Origin of the sequence: Adhaeribacter radiodurans, assembly GCF_014075995.1 — a bacterium.
Lineage (GTDB): Bacteria > Bacteroidota > Bacteroidia > Cytophagales > Hymenobacteraceae > Adhaeribacter > Adhaeribacter radiodurans.
The window spans coordinates 2,419,123-2,438,166 of sequence record NZ_CP055153.1 but is presented as its reverse complement, the minus strand read 5'-3'; the positions used below and the strand labels follow the sequence as shown (position 1 = coordinate 2,438,166).

Below are 19,044 nucleotides of genomic sequence, written 5' to 3'. Positions count from 1 at the left end.
TTCATTCTTTCAAAAATATTTCGCTGGCCCGGATTTACTTATGTTGATTTCAATAAAGACTAATTTTGAGTTTGCTTATTTAGTACCTTAAACTGATGCAATAAATCTACTTCTATAAAGGCCTAATTAGAAAAACCAATAGACTTTTAGGGCCATGGGCCCCTAATACTAAGGATTGCTCAATATCGGCAGTTTTAGAGGGACCAGCAATAAAGGTAGCAAATCCGTAGTCCAGGGTACCAATTTTACCGTACGCTTCGTGCATGGTAGGTACAATGGTTTCGGCAGGTATAATCAAGGCTAAGTGCTGGGCAATAAACGGTAAAGCTCGTTCTTGTATTAAATCTTCGGTTACCCAAACAGCCCCATTTTCGGCAACGGCTAAATTAGCTTCTACTACGGCTAACTCCAGATCGGCAAAAGCGTGGGCGTTCTTGTAATCTAAACCTGTTTGTACCAACTCAGCTAATTCTTTGGCCGAAGAGAATATGGTCTTCGTTCCAAACTCTTTTTTTAATATTGTATTTATTTCAGCGTACGAACTTACCTGGTGTACCTCGCCCCCTATTGCTTGTACCACTTCGCTAAATTTTCGAACCGAGTCGGTAAAAGGAGGTTCAAAAAACGGAACTGTTGGTAAAGGGGTATTTTCGGGTTGATTTCTTTTAACGGCTTCTAATATTTTTTCGCGGCTACCCATGGCCATTCTCCTTTCTGTTCTTCTTGTACCAATCGTGGAAAGATTCTTTGGGTGGTTCGGGCATGTCGCGTTGTTTATACCAGGGGTTAAAATTATTATTCACCATAAAAGGTGTCGTTTTCATGAACCATTTACCTGTTTTGCCAGCCATGCGGTAAAAAGCGGGGTGACTAAAAGTAAATGCCATTCCTTGCATAGCCGCTTTCTTGGCGGCTGGGGCGTGCCCTTCTTTTACTAAAACCTGCCGCCATTTATACAACTGGTCGTGAATATCAATTTTTACCGGACAAACATTGCTGCAAGAACCGCATAAGGTAGAGGCAAAAGGTAAATCGGCGTAATCTTTCATATCCAGATTAGGCGCCAGAATAGAACCTATCGGCCCGGCAATCGCATTGTGGTAACTGTGTCCGCCACTTCGGCGGTAAACCGGACAAGTATTCATACAAGCCCCGCACCGGATGCATTTTAAAGAATTACGGAAATCTTTACGCCCTAATTGCCGGCTACGGCCGTTATCTACCAGTACAATATGCATTTCCTGGTCAGGGCGAGGCTTTTTAAAATGGCTGCTGTAGGTAGTAATGGGCTGACCGGTAGCGCTGCGGGTTAACAGGCGCAAAAATACTCCTAAATGCTGCCGAAGCGGAATAAGTTTTTCTATACCCATACAAGCAATGTGCACATCGGCCAGATGGGCACCCATATCGGCGTTGCCTTCGTTCGTACAAACTACAAATTCGCCGGTTTCGGCCACGGCAAAATTTACTCCGGTTAAGGCTATTTTCCGGGTCAGGAATTTTTCACGTAAATGCAAACGCGCTGCTTCGGTTAAAAACTGCGGATCGGCATTACCGGCCGGGGTACCTAAATGCAGGTGAAACAACTCTCCTATTTCTTCTTTCTTTTTATGAATGCAGGGTAACACAATATGGCTGGGTGGCTCCTGCGCTAATTGCACAATGCGTTCTCCTAAATCGGTATCAATTACTTCTACTCCTTCTTCCTGCAGGTAATCGTTTAAATGGCATTCTTCGGTGAGCATAGATTTACTTTTTACAATTTGGGTAACTCCATGCTTTTGTAAAATACTCTTTACGATAGCATTATGCTCCTGGGCATCAGCGGCCCAATGCACCTGAATACCATTCTTTAATGCATTTTCTTCGAACTGAATTAAATATTCGCTTAAGTTAGAAAGAACATTATGCTTTATTTGGGAAGCCAGGTTCCGCAAATCCTCCCACTCGGGCAGGGTGTGCGCGGCTTTATCGCGTTTGGCCCGTACCCACCACAAGGTCTCATCGTGCCAGTTTACTCTTTCTTCGTCCTGGTTAAATTTATCGGCCAGGGTTGGGTGTTCGGCTATTGTTTTATGCATAGCTATTTAAAATTTCAGCAATGTGTTTTACCTGTACTTTACTATTTTGCCGCCGCAAAATGCCTTCCAGGTGCATTAAACAACTCATGTCGGCCCCGGTTATGTACTCGGCTCCGTGTTCCAGGTGGTCTTTTACCCGGTCTTTGCCCATTTTGGCGCTTACGGCTTCTTCGGTTACGCAAAAAGTGCCCCCAAAACCGCAGCATTCATCTTTCCGGTTTAAATCAATCAGCTCCAAACCCTCTACCATGCGTAATAACTTCTCGGGCTTAGAGAAAGGATCCGCTACTAATTCTGTCATTTGCGACAGTTTTAATCCTCTTTGTCCGTGGCAACTTTGGTGCATCCCTACTTTATGCGGAAACCGGGCAATTATGTTTTCAACCTTTACCACGTCCGTCAAAAATTCGGTAAGCTCATAAATTTTTTTCCGGATGTGCGTGGCAGCTGCTTCCTCTTTACCTACTTCGGCGTGCAAATGGTCTTTTATGTGCAATACGCAACTACCCGAAGGCGAAACGATATAATCTACCTCTTTAAAATTCTGAATAAACAAATTGTTGCATCCTTGAGTTAAGTGCTCAAAACCGGAATTTGCCATGGGCTGGCCGCAACACGTTTGATTTAAAGGATAAACCACTTGTAAACCTTGCTTTTCTAAAAGCTCTAAAGTGGCAATTGCTACTTTCGGGTAAAACTGATCTACGTAACAAGGAATAAATAAACCTACTGTCATGAGATAACGGGGTGCAATTGGGCGTACTAATCTAGTTTAAAATTATTCTTTATAAAAAGTAGAGTGTCAAAATCACAACCTTTTCAGGGTAAATACATTCCATATTTAACTTCTTTCTCTACCTGCTTTATTTTGAATCAATCTTCAACTAATGTAGGAGAATCGCAAGTGGTAAGTATCCTGTACTGTACTGCTAATTTTTAGCGCTCTTATTTCCGTAAACTATTTACTTTATTTTCCATCTGTCTTTTACCTTTTTAATAGCAACTTAAAATAATTGGCTATTCGGGCTATCAAAGTTCTAATGCGTTCGTAAGACCTTAGAAATAAATTTTTTAAGTAAAGGTTTACAGCTATGGATGATAAAATAGAAGGAATGGACGAAAGTATGAAAGCCATGCAACGCCGACTGGATGAAGTATGGGAAGGCAAGGAAGATGAAGTAAATACTGGCGGTAATACAAAAATGCAAGCCAAAGATCAGGATAAAATAAATCCGGGTGCAATGGCCGGTGCCGCCGGTGGAACGGCTGATTTAGGAACAGATAAAAATTCGGGTGGCGAATTGGGTGCCCCCACAGGAGAAGGTTACAACGGCCATGTAGGCGGGACTGGCACCGAAAACGGTTAAATTTGGGTTTTCTAAAACGAAGGACCCTTCTTTCACTTAAGCAGGGTCCTTAGTTTTAGAAGAGTTATATCTAATTATCTGCTCTGAAAAGCTAAAATGGATTACTTCGCTGAAACTTTAGGAACCATTAGTTACGCCAACCAAATTAAATGGTAATAGATTTATTAAAATACTAAAGAAATGCGATTGGAACTACGGTTACTATTTTCAGTAAAGAATTTAAATAGATCAGTCGTTTTTCAATTTCATCTTTCATTTTCATGAACCTCATTACTGTCTGAAAATTGCCTTCGCTGTCCAGATGAAAGTCAATATAAAATAAAGCTTTTTTTGCTTCTTCTACACTTAACTTCTCCACGTCAAGATTATCAATAATATGTTTTAATAATCTAGCCATTTTAGAACAATTTATTTAATTAGTAAATTTCAATAAAAAATAGGAATGTAACAATTGTATGTAATACGGTATTTGCGGAGTATTGACTGAGTAATTATACTCATAATTTCATATAATATTGGTTTATAGACACCTATATAAGTACTACCCCTAAAGACTCAGGCAAAAATTCAACTTTAAATTGGGTGGCTAAAGAGAAGAGAAAGGATCTGCAAAAAAGAAAAGTACTCCTAAGTTAATGAATAAAGAGGTCCTTGTTATTATCGAGAACTATTAATTTATTAATTAAATCAATCTTTAAAAGACAGTATTGAATCATTTCAGCACTATCTTCTGGTTCTTCATAAATGTAGGTATCAATATAAAGGATGGCTTCATTGATTTGAGTTTTGGTAAGTTTTTCGAGTGGGCAGTCTTGAAAAAAACCTTGTAGTAGCTGTTTCATCCTTTTACATTTCTTTCTTGAAGGTAAGGATAATTATAATAATTACAAGGTAACCAAAATGTTAGAAAGTAATGAAGGCGCTTAGGCGAATATTAAAGCGTATTGGCATAAATTAACCAATTATTAACTTGTTTGTTCGGGCTTATTTCAAAGGCAAGTTTGTGATTTAAGTAAACCCAATATTCCCCCGAATTACCGGAGAAAGTACAGTTGGGTGGTCCGTATTGTTGCATTAACTCGGTAACCGAACTTCCTAACCTGATTCCTTTACTAGTTTTACCCGCGTAATTTTTAGGAGTGTATCTTACTAAATACTGGCAGCACGTTGTTTGAACACTAAAAAGTAATTTTTCGGTGTCGGGCTTGTATTGCAGCAGCAGGTACGGTTTTTCGCTCACTTTTACGGTGGATACTGGATTCGGCAGGGCAATTCTGGCGGCTTCCCCCATTATTTGTTCTGGTTTGTTTCCCTTTGCTTTTAAAGGCGGGGTAGTAATTTCTTCCTGATCAAACCAACTCTTAATCCAATCGGTTACATTAGCTAGTAGTGGTTCCTGCAACTTACTAAATAAATTCTGGTTGTAAAGAGCCATGTAGGCTTGCTTTTGCCGGGCTTGTTCAAAATCTTGCCGGGCTTTGTCGGGTTGTTTGTCTTTGTAATAAGCAATGGCTCGCATGGTGTGCGCATTACCCGATAATTTGGAGGGTTCCAGTTCATTAATAACCCCAATGGCAGCTGCCTGATTACCCTGAAGCAAATAGATGCAAGCCAGATTAATAAAAGCCGGCACGTAACCCGGATCTATTTCCCGCGACTTTTCGGAGTAACGGCGGGCATCGGTTAATAATTGGGCAAATTGTTTGGCCTTAAACGAAGTGGGCGCGGCTCTATGAATAGCCGTTAACCGGCTGCGCGCGTCTAATTCAATCGGGTAAATAAATCCGGGTGGTTCGGTGGCCTGGTACAATACCAAAGCTTGTTGCAATTTTGCGGCGGCTAAATTATTCAGGATTTCCCGGCTGGGAAAACGGTTTAGTAAGTAATCAAAACAAGAGGCGGCATATTCAAACTCCTGAAGCAAGTAGAGAAACTGACCAGCTTTAAATATGGCCAGCATTTGTCCGGCTTCAGTCTGTTTTTTATTATAAATGGCTTTGCGTTCTTCTTTGGTAGGATAGCCCTGCAACTGATCGGCTAAACGGAAACGCTGGTATAAAACGTCTATTAACTGCGGAAATACCCGGCCGGTAGAAAAACCAGCTAATTCCCCGTAAAAACAGCCGTAAAAATCAGCCTCCGATTCAAAGCGTTCAATATCTTTCTTAGGCGTTTGTACCGAAGTCTGGCCAATGCCAAAAGTATAATACCAATCGTGTTTTTCGTAATGATGCGCTAGTTCATGGCTTAGCAAAACCGCTAATGCGTTAAGAGAATCTTTACCCAGGCTGCGGCACAAATCATATACTTCTTCGCTTAATTGAATGATGGGCCGGTTACCGGGTTGGTACTGCGCAATTACTTTGGGCAAGCTTAGTTTTCGGGCTATAATTGTTAATTGAGGTTGCGGCCGACTATTGGCGTACACGTAAGTTAAGCGATCCATTACCTGGCGGGTTATCTTATACTTAGGTGAAGTTTCCGGTAAATTCTGCGCGTTTAATTTTCCGGCTACACTCAACAAAAGCAAACAAAGCGCTCCCCAAACCACTTTGGCGAAAAAATGACTATACGGATTTGCCATGTTCGGTATACTTTAAATGGTTTATCGCTTTATTAAAAATGGTCTCTTCAATTTCCTATTAGTATCTAAATTCTCCGGAGGTTAACAGCCTTTTAGTAAAAAATTAAATAAAAATTTCAAGATAGAATCAGATTTAGTAAATTAACTTAAATTCGAATTTAATTAATAATTACCTGACATACACTAGTTTAAAATGAATTAACGGGCAAGCACCACTTTTAAGTTTACCAGGCTAATGAAAACCGCTCCCCTTCTTGCCTTATTCTTCTTTACTCTGGGTAACACTTGGGTAGAGGCTCAGAAACTGACCTGGTTATCGGATACTACTCAGGCCCGGAAGTGGTACCAACAGGCGCTTACCTTAAAACAAAAAGGCAACCCCGACAGTGCATACTTGTTTCTTCAGAAGGCAGCAATTATTTACCAGAAAAATAAACTATGGCGCCTGAAAGTCAGCTGCTCCAATGAAATTACCCGCACTTTGTTAATGAAAGGTAAATACAAGGCTGCCTTGCAAAATGCCTTAATAGCTTTACAGGAAAGCCAGACCAAGTTAAAAAAAGTAAATTTTACATCTGCCGATGCCCTTCATGTTATGGGAATTGTGCAGTATTACCAGGGCAATTACGATAAGGCCTTGCAATATTATCAGCAAGGCTTACAACTCAAACTTACTTTACTGGGCGATTCGCACCCTAGTATTTCTTCATCTTATAACAATATTGGAATTATCTATTACCGCAAAGGTGATTTTACTCAGGCCTTAGAATATTTTAATAAGGATTTACAGGTTTGCTTAAAAACAGCCAATAATAACCGCTTAGGGATAGGGGCTTCCTACGGCAATATAGGCAATGTTTATTTTGACAAAGGCGACTATGAACAGGCGCTTACTTACACTCAAAAAGCGTTGCAATTTAAACAAGAAGCGCTCGGAGAATTTCACCCTGATTTAGCCAGTACTTACAATAGCTTAGGCAATATTTACTCTTCTAAGGGCGAGTTAGATAAGGCTTTGGAATACAATTTTAAGGCCTTGTACCTTTGGCAACAAGCTTTAGGCGAGGCGCATCCAAATGTAGCCGCCGCTTATAATAACATCGGAACCATTTACGAAGAAAAAGGTGAATATGAGAAAGCAACTGATTATTATCAGAAAAACCTGCAAATTCTTCTCAAATCCTTCGACGAAAATCATCCGGATTTAGCGAGTGTTTACCATAATTTAGGTACGGCCTATACTAAACAAAAAAAGTTTGAGCTGGCCCTGCAAAATCTTCAAAAAGCCTGGCACATCCGGCGCTTGGCCTTAGGAGAACAGCACGACGATGTGGCTGATTCGTACATGGGCATTGGAAATGTGTACTGTGCGAAAGGTGAATACGATAAAGCCTTGGACTATTACCAAACCAATGTCCGGATTGTGCGTCAAACTTTGGGGCAAAAAAATCCGACAATGGCGGTGGCTTATAATGCGCTAGGTTCCGTTTATCTGGCAAAAAAGAATTATCCGGCTGCTCTGCGGTATTACCAGCGCGCATTGGTAGCCAATATTATTTCCTTTCAGGATACTGTGCTTACTTCTAATCCTATTCTAGGCCGCAACGCCAATATTTATCTCGATGGAAGTTATTTACTTACTTCGCTTCAATCAAAAGCAGAAATCCTGGAAGAGCAATTTACCCAATCGCATGCTATTCCGGATTTACAATTGGCTTACCGCATCTACTGCACCGCTGATACCTTAATGACCCAGATTCAGCATAACTATTCAAGAGAAAATGACAAAGTAGCCTTTACTAAAAGAACCAGGGAAATATACCAATCGGCTTTACCTTTAAGCCTGGAACTTTACCAATTAACCAAAGATAAGATTTACCTGGAGAAAGCTTTTTATTTTGCCGAAAGAGGAAAAGCCTTGGTTTTATCGGCTACTTTAGCCGAGTCGAAAGCGAAAACATTTGCCGGTATTGCAGATTCGCTGCTCTTGCAAGACCAACTACTCCGAAGCCAAATTGCCAATTACTCCCAACAAATAGCCCAACAACTCCTGCAAGCCGAAGCTGCCGACAGCGCCAAACTACAACACTATCAAACCCTTTTATTTACCGCCCATCGCCAACAAGAAAACTTAATCAGTAAACTGGAGAAAGAATATCCGCAGTATTATAATCTCAAGTACCGGCCCAACACAGTTGCCTCAGCCGACATGCAAAAATTAATGGACGAGAAAACCGCGGTGTTGGAGTATGTGGTATGCGATTCGTTTTTACATGTATTTACCTTAACCCGCCAAAATTTTGAGTTGCAATCCCTGCCCATTGACAGCACCTTTCACCGGAAAATAGTAGCTTTTCGCCAGGCTATTCTAAACCAAGAAGAAGATTTATACCAGCAAGTTGCTTATTCATTATTTAAAATTTTGCTGCCTGCTTCTTTGCCAAAATCCATTCAGCGGTTACTCATTATTCCGGAAGGGGAACTTACCACTTTGCCTTTTGAAGCCCTACTTACCCGCAACAAAAGAATAAAAAGTAAATTCGCTCCGTACTTACTAAATAAATATGCGATAAGCTATGCCTACTCTGCCCGATTGCACTACGAAAGACTTACTCAATCTCCCGAAAACACCCAAAAACACCTGCTGGCCTTAGCTCCTATTTTTGCGGATTCCGGTACAAGTGCGATGGTAACCAGGGAACGGCCCCTATTAGCGTACCAGGATACCAGTAATGATAAAAATACAACTAATAATAACCTTAACTCATCCGGCTTTGCTCCTCCAGAAATTTCCAGAGGTTGGTTACGGAACGGTCAGTACGTATCGCCTTTGCCGGCTTCAAAGCGGGAAGTAGAATCCATTGCGCAACAGTTTGAGCAGCGGGGAAATTCGGCTACCATTTACTTGAATAACCAAGCCCAGGAAGAACAACTTAAATCAAGCGATATCACGCACTACAATTACTTACATTTAGCCACCCACGGCATGGTAAACGAAGACTATCCGGAATTGTCGGGTTTACTCCTGGCGCAGGATAGCACTTCTGCAGAAGACGGAATTTTATACCTGGGTGAAATCTACAATTTACGCTTAAAAGCAGAGTTAGTCACCTTGTCGGCTTGTGAAACCGGTTTGGGAAAACTGGCGAATGGCGAAGGTGTAATTGGCCTGACCCGCGCCTTATTGTATGCCGGCGCTCGCAACGTAGTAGTTTCTTTCTGGAAAGTACCCGATACCTCTACGGCCGATTTGATGGAAAACTTTTATGCCGCCTTCCTTACCGGACAAGACAAAGCCCAAGCCTTACAAACAGCTAAACGAAAAATGGCTCGTAACCAAAAATACAACCATCCTTTTTATTGGGCTCCTTTCGTGTTAGTAGGCAAATAAAATTCGCCTTTTACTCCTGGAACTAACCTGAAAATGGGAAATATGGTTGAATTCTCTATAATATGAATCCTGCCGATCTTGCTAATTCTACTGGCGCGAGCGTCTTCGCTCGTGTTTAGCCATTTGGTAGGCCTCTGGCCGGGCAAACCTAAAAACTTCAGTACGGAGCAATGTAGGAATTGCTAGCGGCCAGAGGCAGGACGATATTCATCAGGAGCGAGGACGCTCACGATATAATTGGTTTTGAGTCGACAGCTTTTATTTGGAGCCTAAACCCATATAAAGTAACAGAATGGATTATCTGAATTCGTTCGGAGGTTTGGGAGTCTTGCCTGCCTTTTTCGCACTTGCTATCCTATCTTTCGGCTTGCCTTAAGAATGTTAAAGTGCCTGAAATTTACAAGACTCTTAATAGCTAAAATAAGGTCAGGTTTTCTTAGCACAACCAATGAAAGGTTAATTGCTCTTATATTTTTCTCTTTTCACTATCCAACAACTAACAACTAATAATTAACGCTTTAAGGATTGTTTAGGGCGATAACGTTGTAAGGGATACCCAATCGAATCAACGAGTAAAGTATATTGTTCTTTGGCCTGGTTATATTGCAGGGTAAGCTGACTAGCCGTAAAATTTCCGTACAAACGCAACGTATCATCGAACTGGTAAGCGGAAATGGAAGATTGATACAACAAAATAGTAGTAGTGGAATCCGAAGTTGCACCTGAAAATCCCAAAGTTGGGTCTTGTTCTTTTACCTGATAACGGATTATAAGGGGTTTTTTCAACAATTTCTCCTCTTTCACCTGAGAAAGGACGGGCGTTCTTGAGTTAGGCTGGTAAATAAAGTAAAATACAAACGCTGCCGTTAACAATATAAGAATGGAAGCCGCTACCCCATAATTAGTATAGGAAACAGATTTACTTTTTACTTCCGCAAACCCTAATTGGCGGTGCAAACTTTTTAATTGCTGCTGCAAATCTTGGCGGCCTACCAGTTGCGCCTGGTCTACAATGGAGCGCTGCACGGCTACTTCCTGCCGAAAAGCATTATCGCTGTGTAAACGATGAATAAAATTTTCTAACTCCTCCCCTTGTAGTTCACCCGCCAAATACCGCTCTATCCATTCGGTATGAAAATGGCCCTCATTTACCGGCATCATTTTATTTAATTATTTAAGTTCTGGAAGAAATTTCTTTTTTAATCGCTCCACACAACGAAACTTTTGTTGTTTAGCGACATTGGCATTCGAATAATTTAATGTTTCAGCTATCTGCTCTAAACTTAATTTATGGTAATAATATCCGACAATAACGGTCCGGCACGGTTCTCCTAAACCTTCTATCGCCAATTTCAAGGCTGCGTCGTCCAGGTAAGGAGTTTCGGCAATGGGTTCTTCCGCCGGAATTTGCTGGATATGTTCTTCTAAATCGGTAATGGGTACTTGTTTTTTCAGCTTACTCAACCATTTATTCCGGCAAATGGAGTATAAATACGTTTTGACCGCAGAATTCATGTGAAAATTTCCTTTTCTTACCTGTTCGTAAAGAGTAATAATTCCTTCCTGGTACAAATCCTCGGCTTCCTGCGAATTACCGTGATTTAGCCGGACAAAATTGGCAATCATGGGCCAGTACGTGCTGTAGATAAACTCCAGCGCCTTAGGACTTCCATTTTGAAGTCCCTGAATCAATACTTCATCCGATTGGTAGCTGATCTTCAAATTCTGTAGTACCTGGTTAGAATAATTGAATAAAATTGTCTTTGGATATTAGTGTCTGGTTCGGCGAAAGGTTAACACCGGTACTTAGAAATTTTATTAGCCGCAAGTAGGTTATCTGGAATAAATTCGGCAAAAATCATCCGAACTTCTGCTGTGCATAAATTCAAAATTATTTTCTCCCTCTTATTAACCTTTTTCAAACTGGCTAAAAACTTGTAATTCTAAAAGAGGCCTTTGTTTAACTTGTACATTTTGCTCTAATGCCATACCCCTAAGCCAAGCTGGTATTAAACTCTTAAGCAAGAGCTTTATTGAATAGATAGTTAAAGATAATTATAATATCAATTATAAATACTTGTTCTTTAGCATTTTATTTATGTAAACGCTTATTTAATTATTGTTGCGAGTACCAGATTTTAAGTTTTTCAGAAATTATAAAAAAAATTTCTTTTTACCTGTTAACCTTTTTTTCAGATGGCTACTAATCTGCAAATCAGGATAAAACTTTGGTCCCCTGATAAATCTCAACTATCAAACCTTAAACAATTAATTAATCATTTAACAATGGAATTAGCATTAGAACAAATCAGAGAACAACAAAAACAAACCTGGAACAAATTTTCACCAGGCTGGCGCAAATGGGACGACTTTACTATGGATTGGCTAAAACCTATGGGAGAGGAAATAATTCAATCTTTACAACTCAAACCCACGGATAAGGTTTTGGATATAGCTGGTGGCACCGGCGAGCCGGGACTTAGCATTGCTAACCTGGTAACGCAAGGGAAAGTAATTATTACTGATTTAGCCGAAGGAATGCTGGAAGTTGCCCGCGAGAATGCCGCTAAAAAAGGTATTACCAATATAAAAACCGTAGTTTGTGATGTAAGCGAATTACCCTTCGCAGACGAGTCGTTTGATGCGGTAAGCTGCCGTTTAGGATTTATGTACTTTCCGGATATGCTGTTGGCTGCCAAAGAAATTGCCCGGGTATTAAAACCTAGCGGTAGAGTGGCCACCGCCGTTTGGGGAACACCTGACAAAAATTTCTGGGGAACTGCTGCCATGAGTACCATCAATAAAACCATGCAATTACCAGGTCCGCCACCCGGTGCTCCGGGTTTGTTCCGGTGTGGGAACCCAGGGTTTATTGCTGATCTATTTTCTCAGGCTGGTTTTAAAAATATCTCGGAAACTGAAATTGGAGGTAAACTAGAGTGTGGCAACAACGATACGTACTGGAACTTTACCAACGATGTAGTTGCCCCCGCAGTAGCCGCCCTGAGTAAAGCCGACGAAGCAACCATTGCTAAAATAAAAAGTGACGTATTTCATTTAGTAGATCAGAAATGCCCGGATAAAAAAACAGCTCTGGATTATGGTGCGGTTGTTATAAGCGGCCAAAAATAATTGAAATTACTTTCAACCTAAACAATCAAATCTTGACATTTGGTGCCTGCTGGCAAACACAATAATTAATGCATTGTAAATCCAGTGTTCATTTATTTACTAAATATTACTTTTCTAACAACTTCATTTTACCTGTACATCATTTAGTAATCAGTTAAGAAATAAGTTAAGTTGTAAATAACGCTAATCTTGTATTAAAATTATTAATATAAGGTTAGCGTCTTCGAAAATTCACCTTCCTTCCATTAATACTTTTAGTAGAATAAAATTTAACAATGGCATTAAATTAACCATTGCTAAGCCTTGTTAATATTCAATTTTCCTATAATAAAATCCGGAGATGCTAAATAACATTTTCAGCCGACCCGAATCTCCCCCTTAAAACAAGAATCATTTTAACAATTAATTATTATCTACAAAACCATGAAAATCAAAATTTTTACTTTTTACTGGTGTTTAGTACTATTTAATTTAACTACGCTGGCACAAACAAAAACAGAATTACCGGCAGAGTACGCATATTACCGGAACGGGAAAAAAGTACTCTTAACGCCAAAAGCCGACGAAGTATTTGTCACGTTTGCATCTAAGGTGAACTTGGCTAAAGGGAAAACCCTCGGCATTCCGTTGCAAAATCAAATAACAAAAGTAAACCAGCAAGACGTATTTGCGCCGATGAATGCGGTAAGGTACAAGGTTAATTCTTCAAAAGCTGGCTTAACCGGTAACTTATCTAACGTTACGCAACAATTCAACTCCAATCAGGATGTTATTACTGCTTATCCGGCATTCAAAATTGGAAAAGAAACCGTGTACGTGGGTAATAAACTTACCTATACCCTGAAAAAGGACGGCAACCAGGAACTAGTAAAAGCTTTCTTGAAAAGTAATAAAGCTACTTTAATCGAAGAAATTGACCTGGGAGACCGCAAATTGTACGTTGTAGCTATTTATAAAGGCGGTAACGTTTTTACAGTAGCAAATGGCTTATTTGAAAAAAGCTTAGTAGAATACGCCGAACCTGATTTTACTTTTACCGGCCATTCCGACTATTTGCCTAATGATATCTTCTATCCCTCGCAGTGGTTCCTGAGCCAGGACTCGGACGCCGATATTGATGCCCCGGAAGCCTGGGATATCACAGCGGGTTCTTCTTCGGTAGTGGTAGCCGTTATTGACGGGCACGGCTATGACCTGAGCCACCCGGATTTAGCTGGCCAAATAGTAAATCCCTACGATGCAACGAATAATGGTAATTCACCTCTGCCCCAGAACGAGTACGCCAACCACGGAACTCCTTGTGCCGGTTTAATAGCCGGTGCCACTAATAATCGTATTGGTGGGTCAAGCGTGGGAAATAACATTAAGGTAATGCCGGTTATGATGGGCTACAACGTAGAAACAAACGGCCGGTGGCATACCACTGCCGACATTATTGCCCGGGCTGCCTCCCGCATAATTAATACGCCCGGGTTAGTGGCGGTAAGTAATAGTTATACGTTCGGCTCCAACGATTTTGCTGCTACCGTAGAAGTTAGTTTTTCTGCCATGCGCTACAACAGCAGGAGTGGCTTGGGCGCGGTTATCCTGGGTTCCACCGGCAATGACAATAAAAATACCCCTATCTTATATCCGGCCAATTATGATTTTGTGGTAGGCGTGGGAGCATCTAATGTTAGTGATAAGAGAGCCAGTTTTTCTAATTACGGAGGATACGTTGATATAGTAGCCCCCGGTGTGAATACCATTACTACCGACCGGAGCGGCATAGCCGGATACGTTAACGACGATTATACATTTTTTGATGGTACATCGGCAGCCTGCCCCGTTGCAGCAGGAGTAGTGGGTTTAATGGCCTCCCTTCGTCCGGATTACGGTGCCTCTAATTATATGATTGCTCTCCAAAAATCAGCGGAGAAAGTAGGCGGTTATGAATACCTAACGCTCGCCGGACACCCTTATGGCACCTGGAACAACGAAATGGGTTATGGTCGGGTGAATGCTTTTAGAGCTTTGCAGTTTATTCAAGGGTTACCTTTGGTTTACAGTTTTGAACCGGTAGGCGGACCCGTAGGTACCAGCGTTAAAATTAAAGGCAAGAATTTTCTGGGTGCGGGTTCGGTTACTTTCAGCGGGGTTAGTGCCCAGTTTACGATAGTAAACGAATCCACTATTATCGCTACATCTCCGGCCGGGGCCGGCACGGGCTACATCCAGGTAAGTAATGCCGCCGGAACTGGTACCAGCCCCAATCAATGGTTAATATCGGCTTATTGCATTCCACTCTACGAAACTCCTTGTACTTCCGGAGATTTTATTAATAATTTTAGCTTAAATACGCTGGCTAACAATAATTCTGGTTGCAACGGACAAGCCGGCAACTACATTAACTATGACCCGGTAGGCACCAATACCACCTGTCTCTTAAAAGGGCAGAGTTATACTATCAGCATGCAAGGTGGGCCAAACCTCTCGCAAGGTTTTGGAGTTTGGCTGGATTGTAATAATGACGGCGACTTTAACGATGCTGGAGAGTTTATTTATAAATCTCCTACTCCCGGCAAAGGTGTATTTACCGGCACCGTAACTATTCCATCCAATGCCACTACTGGTTTGCGACGCCTGCGGGTCCGGACAAAGTATTTTTCTGTGTTGGCTGCCAACGAATCCTGCTCTACATTTAACGTAGGCGAAACCGAAGATTATACCGTGGCCATTGGGTATTGCGTGCCTACCCTTAACTGTCAGCAGGGAGATTACATTAATAATTTTAGTTTTAATACTTTGGTTCATGATGATTCAGGCTGCGACGGCACCATTGGTGGTTACACTAATTTTCCTGCTACGGGCTCGCTTACAACTACTGTAGCTAAAGGAAAAAGATACTCGCTTAAAGTACAAGCCGGTTCTTTCCCGCAAGGCTTCGGAGTGTGGATTGATTATAACAACGACCAGGATTTTGAAGATGCCGGTGAATTAATTTACGCCTCTCCTACTGCAAGCACGGAACCCTACAATACTACTATTACCATTCCGACCAATGTTTCTACCGGGCAACGCAGGCTGCGGGTGATGAGCAAATACAACACCTTGGTAACAAACACCGATGCTTGTTCGGATTTTGCGAACGGCGAAGTAGAAGATTATACCATTACAATTGCTAATACCGTAGTAGCTTCTTCGCAGTGGAACAAACGCTTTGGTGGCTCCGGAACCGACAACTTTTCTAAAGTAATCCGCACCAAGGATGGCGGGTATTTGCTCGGCGGCCACTCTCCTTCTCCGGTTACCGGCGACAAATCGCAAGGTAGCCGCGGCGGCAACGACTACTGGCTGGTAAAAACCGATGCTCAGGGCAATAAACAATGGGACAAACGCTACGGCGGCGATGATGACGACAACCTTAATGCTTTAATTGCTACTAGCGACGGTGGTTATTTATTGGGCGGTAACTCCTTATCAATTCAAACGGGAGATAAAAGCCAGGGTTCCCGGGGAAGCAAAGACTACTGGGTGGTGAAGGTGAACGCCAGTGGCGTGAAGCAATGGGACAAACGCTTCGGCGGAACTTTAGATGATGATCTGCGCGCACTTATTCAATTACCAAGTGGTGAATATATTTTGGCGGGTCATACTTTATCCGGTGACAATGGTGATAAAAGCGAAGAAAACTGGGGAGCGAGCGATTTCTGGGTTGTAAAAATCAGTAGCACCGGAAATAAAATCTGGGACAAACGTTTTGGTGGTACTGGCGAAGATTGGTTAGAAGCCGCCTTGCTAAATTCCGATGGCAGTCTGTTGCTGGGCGGTCGTTCCACTTCAGGCAGCAATGGCAATAAAACGCAGGCTTCGAGAGGCGGCAGAGATTACTGGGTAATCAAAATCAATTCAAGCGGTACCAAACAATGGGATAAACGGTTCGGCGGCAGTTTAAATGATGATTTACAAACTATCATTCGCACTTCTGATGGTAATTACCTGTTAGGCGGTACTTCCAATTCTTTTGCCAGTGGAGATCATTCGCAAACTAACCAGGGAGGTACGGATTACTGGCTGGTGAAGATGAACAGCAGCGGCAATAAACTTTGGGACAAACGCTTTGGCGGCACGGAAGTAGAAGAACTTCAATCGCTCATTCAAACCACAGATGGCGGCTACTTGTTGGCTGGGCGGTCCAACTCAGAAAAATCCGCCGATAAATCGCAAGGAACCCATGGAGGCTTCGATTATTGGATTCTGAAAACCAACAATAACGGAACCAAACAATGGGATAAGCGCTTTGGCGGTAATGCCGATGATAACTTACGTTCTGCCTTACAAACAGCAGATGGAGGGTATTTACTGGGCGGCAGATCCAATTCCGACCTTTCGGGCGATAGAACCCAGCCTACTCAGGGAAGCACCGATTACTGGCTGGTAAAAGTATCGCCCACCGGTGGTGCCATTGCTCCACCAGCAGAAGCTAACTCACCAGTAGAATTAGCACCAGAAGTAACATCCGTATCGGAGCAAGCAGTTGAGAAAAAAACCTTTCGCTTAGAAACGTATCCTAATCCTTTCTCAGATAAACTCACCGTTAGCTTTACTCCGCAAAAATCTGAATTTATTACCGTTAAAGTATACAACAGCCAAGGGCTGGAAATAAAAACTTTGTTCCAGGGATCAGCAGAAGCGGGCAAAAAGTTAGAACTCACCTGGCAGGTTTCTTCCGAAAAGGCTGGTATGTATATCGTCCGTTTTGTTTCTAACAGCATTACTACTTCCCAGAAAGTGCTGCTCAGAAAGTAATGAAAAAGGCGTAATGGAGGCGAATGGTAGAAATTCATAAAAAATTTCCTGCCATTCACCTCTCTACGGCCACTACTACATTCAGACAAAAACTTACTATGAATTTGAGGCCATTATGTTCTCGATTTCTTTCGCGAGCACGCCATGCTAATGAGCTTTATCTTCAGGCCTCAGGTCGGTTGGAATTAATTACTGTCTTATCTTTAAAGAAAAGTAAATCGATTCGCTAGGATGTAGATTTACTAAATTATTAAAAACGATGCCTCAGCGCCAGCTTTTCATCTAGCAAACTTAACAGCCCTAACCTTTAATAAGAGTTAGGGTATCTGGAAGCATAAAGTTATTAATAGGGGTTTTAGGGATTAGTAACTTTCAATAACAGCCCTTTTCCTCTTATTTATTTTCTCTTAAAGGCCACTTTTCAGATGTGTAAAGAGCTTGCTTGGATAGGTAATTTAAATAAATAACTTTTTCCTAAGCGTAGAATTAATGATCCTGTCCAATTCTATAATCCGAAATCTTCTTTTGCCAGCCCTAATCTAAAAAGTCAATAAACTTTATTTAAACGCTATGAAAACAAATAATCCATTCATTTCTACCATCTCCATGGTACCGAATTTAGAAAAAAACCGTTCCCTTACCCGACGCTCTTTCCTGCAATTATCTGGTTTGGGCTTAGGCGGGCTTCTTTTATGGAGTTGCAACGAGCCTCCACCTAATCCTTCACCGATTAGCTGGCAACCGCATGCCTTAACGCCGGTATTTTACGGCTTCAAAGACTACAGCACTACCGAGGGTGTACCGGGTAAATGCCGGGTATTCTTTCCTACTATTGATGGTTCACCCCAAAATGCGACTATTTTACCCGCCCGCTATTCTTACCCACTTATAATTTTAGCGCATGGCCACTGCGACGAGATGAACCATTATACAAAATGGTTTCAACTACCGGCTCAACTAGCCCGTTGCGGGTACGTGGTAGTGGTACCCGAAATGCCCGGCATTAGCATTCACCCTTCTAATCCGGATCATCCCAGTTTAACCCGCCTGGCTCAAATAGTAACCTGGATGCGGTCGGGTTGGCCGCATAGTAATTTATTATTTTCTTCGGCTGCGCACACGGGCATTATTGGTCATTCTTACGGAGCCTTATTGGGAGCCCGTTTTGCGGTGCAGCAGCAATTAGCGGCTTATGCCTCTATAGCCGGAGTTTGGGAAGATTGGCCATCCGGCTCGTTGCCTATAGCAGGATTTACTAAACCTACTTTATTTATCCGGGGCACGGATGATTGGTTTACTAATGTGAGTAATTTGTTATGGTCTTCGCTGGCCTTGCAAAAACACATGACAGTATTTAAAGATGGCCGGCACTGGGATTATTTACCAGCCGGTATGAGTACCTGCGAGAATGGCCGCGGCCCTTGTACCCGCACTCCGGTCATAACCGCCGATATAGTTTCCATGTTCTTTGCCAAATACCTGCAACCGAAATTTACCTCGGCCTTAAGCCTGCGCATTCCCGACAGCCTCGTTCCGCCACTTCCCCTGCAACTCACCTACGAGCAGGAATTTTACGCCGGATCTCATCTTACCGGATTTCCCATTTCTAGCAACTCGGGGTGTACAGTTACTTTATCCTGGGAAACCTACAACGGAAGTGGCAGTGTTTAAAATAATAATTCAGTAACAATAAAGAAAAGT

13 protein-coding genes are annotated in these 19,044 nt (G+C 41.9%); 5 read left to right on the top strand and 8 right to left on the bottom strand.

Features of this window, described 5'->3' with window-relative positions:
- Positions 1–112: 112 nt before the first annotated feature.
- Genes HUW48_RS10055 through HUW48_RS10045 form a run of 3 tightly spaced genes read right to left on the bottom strand, consistent with a single transcriptional unit; the run spans position 113 to position 2,817 of the window.
- Positions 113–706 carry a LutC/YkgG family protein gene (locus HUW48_RS10055; RefSeq protein WP_246343811.1) on the bottom strand — a complete coding sequence of 198 codons (594 nt, stop codon included), beginning with the start codon at positions 704–706 and terminating at the stop codon, positions 113–115.
- The gene (locus HUW48_RS10050; protein WP_182415541.1) at positions 693–2,081 is read right to left on the bottom strand and encodes a LutB/LldF family L-lactate oxidation iron-sulfur protein; all 1,389 of its coding nucleotides are present in this window, start codon (positions 2,079–2,081) and stop codon (positions 693–695) included. Before HUW48_RS10050 ends, HUW48_RS10055 begins: the two co-directional genes overlap by 14 nt.
- Positions 2,074–2,817 carry a (Fe-S)-binding protein gene (locus tag HUW48_RS10045; RefSeq protein ID WP_182415540.1) on the bottom strand — a complete coding sequence of 248 codons (744 nt, stop codon included), beginning with the start codon at positions 2,815–2,817 and terminating at the stop codon, positions 2,074–2,076. Before HUW48_RS10045 ends, HUW48_RS10050 begins: the two co-directional genes overlap by 8 nt.
- Before the next feature lie 355 nt (positions 2,818–3,172).
- Between HUW48_RS10045 and HUW48_RS10040 the strand changes: the two genes are divergently transcribed.
- Positions 3,173–3,448 (top strand): hypothetical protein, encoded by a 276-nt coding sequence (locus HUW48_RS10040; protein WP_182415539.1) that lies wholly within the window; start codon positions 3,173–3,175, stop codon positions 3,446–3,448.
- 172 nt (positions 3,449–3,620) lie between these two features.
- Here HUW48_RS10040 and HUW48_RS10035 read toward each other — a convergent pair whose 3' ends face one another.
- The 3 genes from HUW48_RS10035 to HUW48_RS10025 all read right to left on the bottom strand — a co-directional run bounded on the left by HUW48_RS10035 (position 3,621) and on the right by HUW48_RS10025 (position 6,032).
- Complete coding sequence (locus HUW48_RS10035; protein ID WP_182415538.1) at positions 3,621–3,845, bottom strand: hypothetical protein; 225 nt, start codon at positions 3,843–3,845, stop codon at positions 3,621–3,623.
- Between the two features lie 235 nt (positions 3,846–4,080).
- Positions 4,081–4,290 (bottom strand): hypothetical protein, encoded by a 210-nt coding sequence (locus tag HUW48_RS10030; protein ID WP_182415537.1) that lies wholly within the window; start codon positions 4,288–4,290, stop codon positions 4,081–4,083.
- 92 nt (positions 4,291–4,382) lie between these two features.
- Entirely contained in the window at positions 4,383–6,032 is a 1,650-nt protein-coding gene (locus HUW48_RS10025; protein WP_182415536.1) for a hypothetical protein, read from the bottom strand.
- Positions 6,033–6,267: 235 nt separating this feature from the next.
- On the opposite strand from HUW48_RS10025, the gene HUW48_RS10020 reads away from it, so the two are divergent.
- Positions 6,268–9,423 carry a CHAT domain-containing protein gene (locus tag HUW48_RS10020; protein ID WP_182415535.1) on the top strand — a complete coding sequence of 1,052 codons (3,156 nt, stop codon included), beginning with the start codon at positions 6,268–6,270 and terminating at the stop codon, positions 9,421–9,423.
- A 510-nt stretch (positions 9,424–9,933) separates the two neighbouring features.
- On the opposite strand, the gene HUW48_RS10015 is transcribed toward HUW48_RS10020, so the two are convergent.
- Both HUW48_RS10015 and HUW48_RS10010 read right to left on the bottom strand, forming a co-directional pair.
- Positions 9,934–10,584 (bottom strand): hypothetical protein, encoded by a 651-nt coding sequence (locus HUW48_RS10015; RefSeq protein ID WP_182415534.1) that lies wholly within the window; start codon positions 10,582–10,584, stop codon positions 9,934–9,936.
- Between the two features lie 9 nt (positions 10,585–10,593).
- A complete protein-coding gene (locus HUW48_RS10010) occupies positions 10,594–11,145 on the bottom strand; it encodes an RNA polymerase sigma factor (protein WP_182415533.1) in 552 nt (183 codons plus the stop codon).
- Positions 11,146–11,709: 564 nt separating this feature from the next.
- Here HUW48_RS10010 and HUW48_RS10005 point away from each other — a divergent pair.
- From HUW48_RS10005 to HUW48_RS09995, 3 genes are all read left to right on the top strand, one after another.
- A complete protein-coding gene (locus tag HUW48_RS10005; protein WP_182415532.1) occupies positions 11,710–12,555 on the top strand; it encodes a class I SAM-dependent methyltransferase in 846 nt (281 codons plus the stop codon).
- A gap of 423 nt (positions 12,556–12,978) precedes the next feature.
- On the top strand, positions 12,979–17,343 hold the full coding sequence (locus HUW48_RS10000) for a GEVED domain-containing protein (RefSeq protein ID WP_182415531.1): 4,365 nt from the start codon (positions 12,979–12,981) through the stop codon (positions 17,341–17,343).
- 570 nt (positions 17,344–17,913) lie between these two features.
- The gene (locus HUW48_RS09995; RefSeq protein ID WP_182415530.1) at positions 17,914–19,014 is read left to right on the top strand and encodes an alpha/beta hydrolase family protein; all 1,101 of its coding nucleotides are present in this window, start codon (positions 17,914–17,916) and stop codon (positions 19,012–19,014) included.
- The last annotated feature ends 30 nt before the right edge of the window (positions 19,015–19,044 follow it).

What these genes read in the sequence shown, in the direction of transcription:
- HUW48_RS10055 (WP_246343811.1), bottom strand. Translation starts at nt 706, where the DNA reads ATGGCCATGGGTAGCCGCGAAAAAATATTAGAAGCCGTTAAAAGAAAT.
- HUW48_RS10050 (WP_182415541.1), bottom strand. Translation starts at nt 2,081, where the DNA reads ATGCATAAAACAATAGCCGAACACCCAACCCTGGCCGATAAATTTAAC.
- HUW48_RS10045 (WP_182415540.1), bottom strand. Translation starts at nt 2,817, where the DNA reads ATGACAGTAGGTTTATTTATTCCTTGTTACGTAGATCAGTTTTACCCG.
- HUW48_RS10040 (WP_182415539.1), top strand. Translation starts at nt 3,173, where the DNA reads ATGGATGATAAAATAGAAGGAATGGACGAAAGTATGAAAGCCATGCAA.
- HUW48_RS10035 (WP_182415538.1), bottom strand. Translation starts at nt 3,845, where the DNA reads ATGGCTAGATTATTAAAACATATTATTGATAATCTTGACGTGGAGAAG.
- HUW48_RS10030 (WP_182415537.1), bottom strand. Translation starts at nt 4,290, where the DNA reads ATGAAACAGCTACTACAAGGTTTTTTTCAAGACTGCCCACTCGAAAAA.
- HUW48_RS10025 (WP_182415536.1), bottom strand. Translation starts at nt 6,032, where the DNA reads ATGGCAAATCCGTATAGTCATTTTTTCGCCAAAGTGGTTTGGGGAGCG.
- HUW48_RS10020 (WP_182415535.1), top strand. Translation starts at nt 6,268, where the DNA reads ATGAAAACCGCTCCCCTTCTTGCCTTATTCTTCTTTACTCTGGGTAAC.
- HUW48_RS10015 (WP_182415534.1), bottom strand. Translation starts at nt 10,584, where the DNA reads ATGATGCCGGTAAATGAGGGCCATTTTCATACCGAATGGATAGAGCGG.
- HUW48_RS10005 (WP_182415532.1), top strand. Translation starts at nt 11,710, where the DNA reads ATGGAATTAGCATTAGAACAAATCAGAGAACAACAAAAACAAACCTGG.
- HUW48_RS10000 (WP_182415531.1), top strand. Translation starts at nt 12,979, where the DNA reads ATGAAAATCAAAATTTTTACTTTTTACTGGTGTTTAGTACTATTTAAT.
- HUW48_RS09995 (WP_182415530.1), top strand. Translation starts at nt 17,914, where the DNA reads ATGAAAACAAATAATCCATTCATTTCTACCATCTCCATGGTACCGAAT.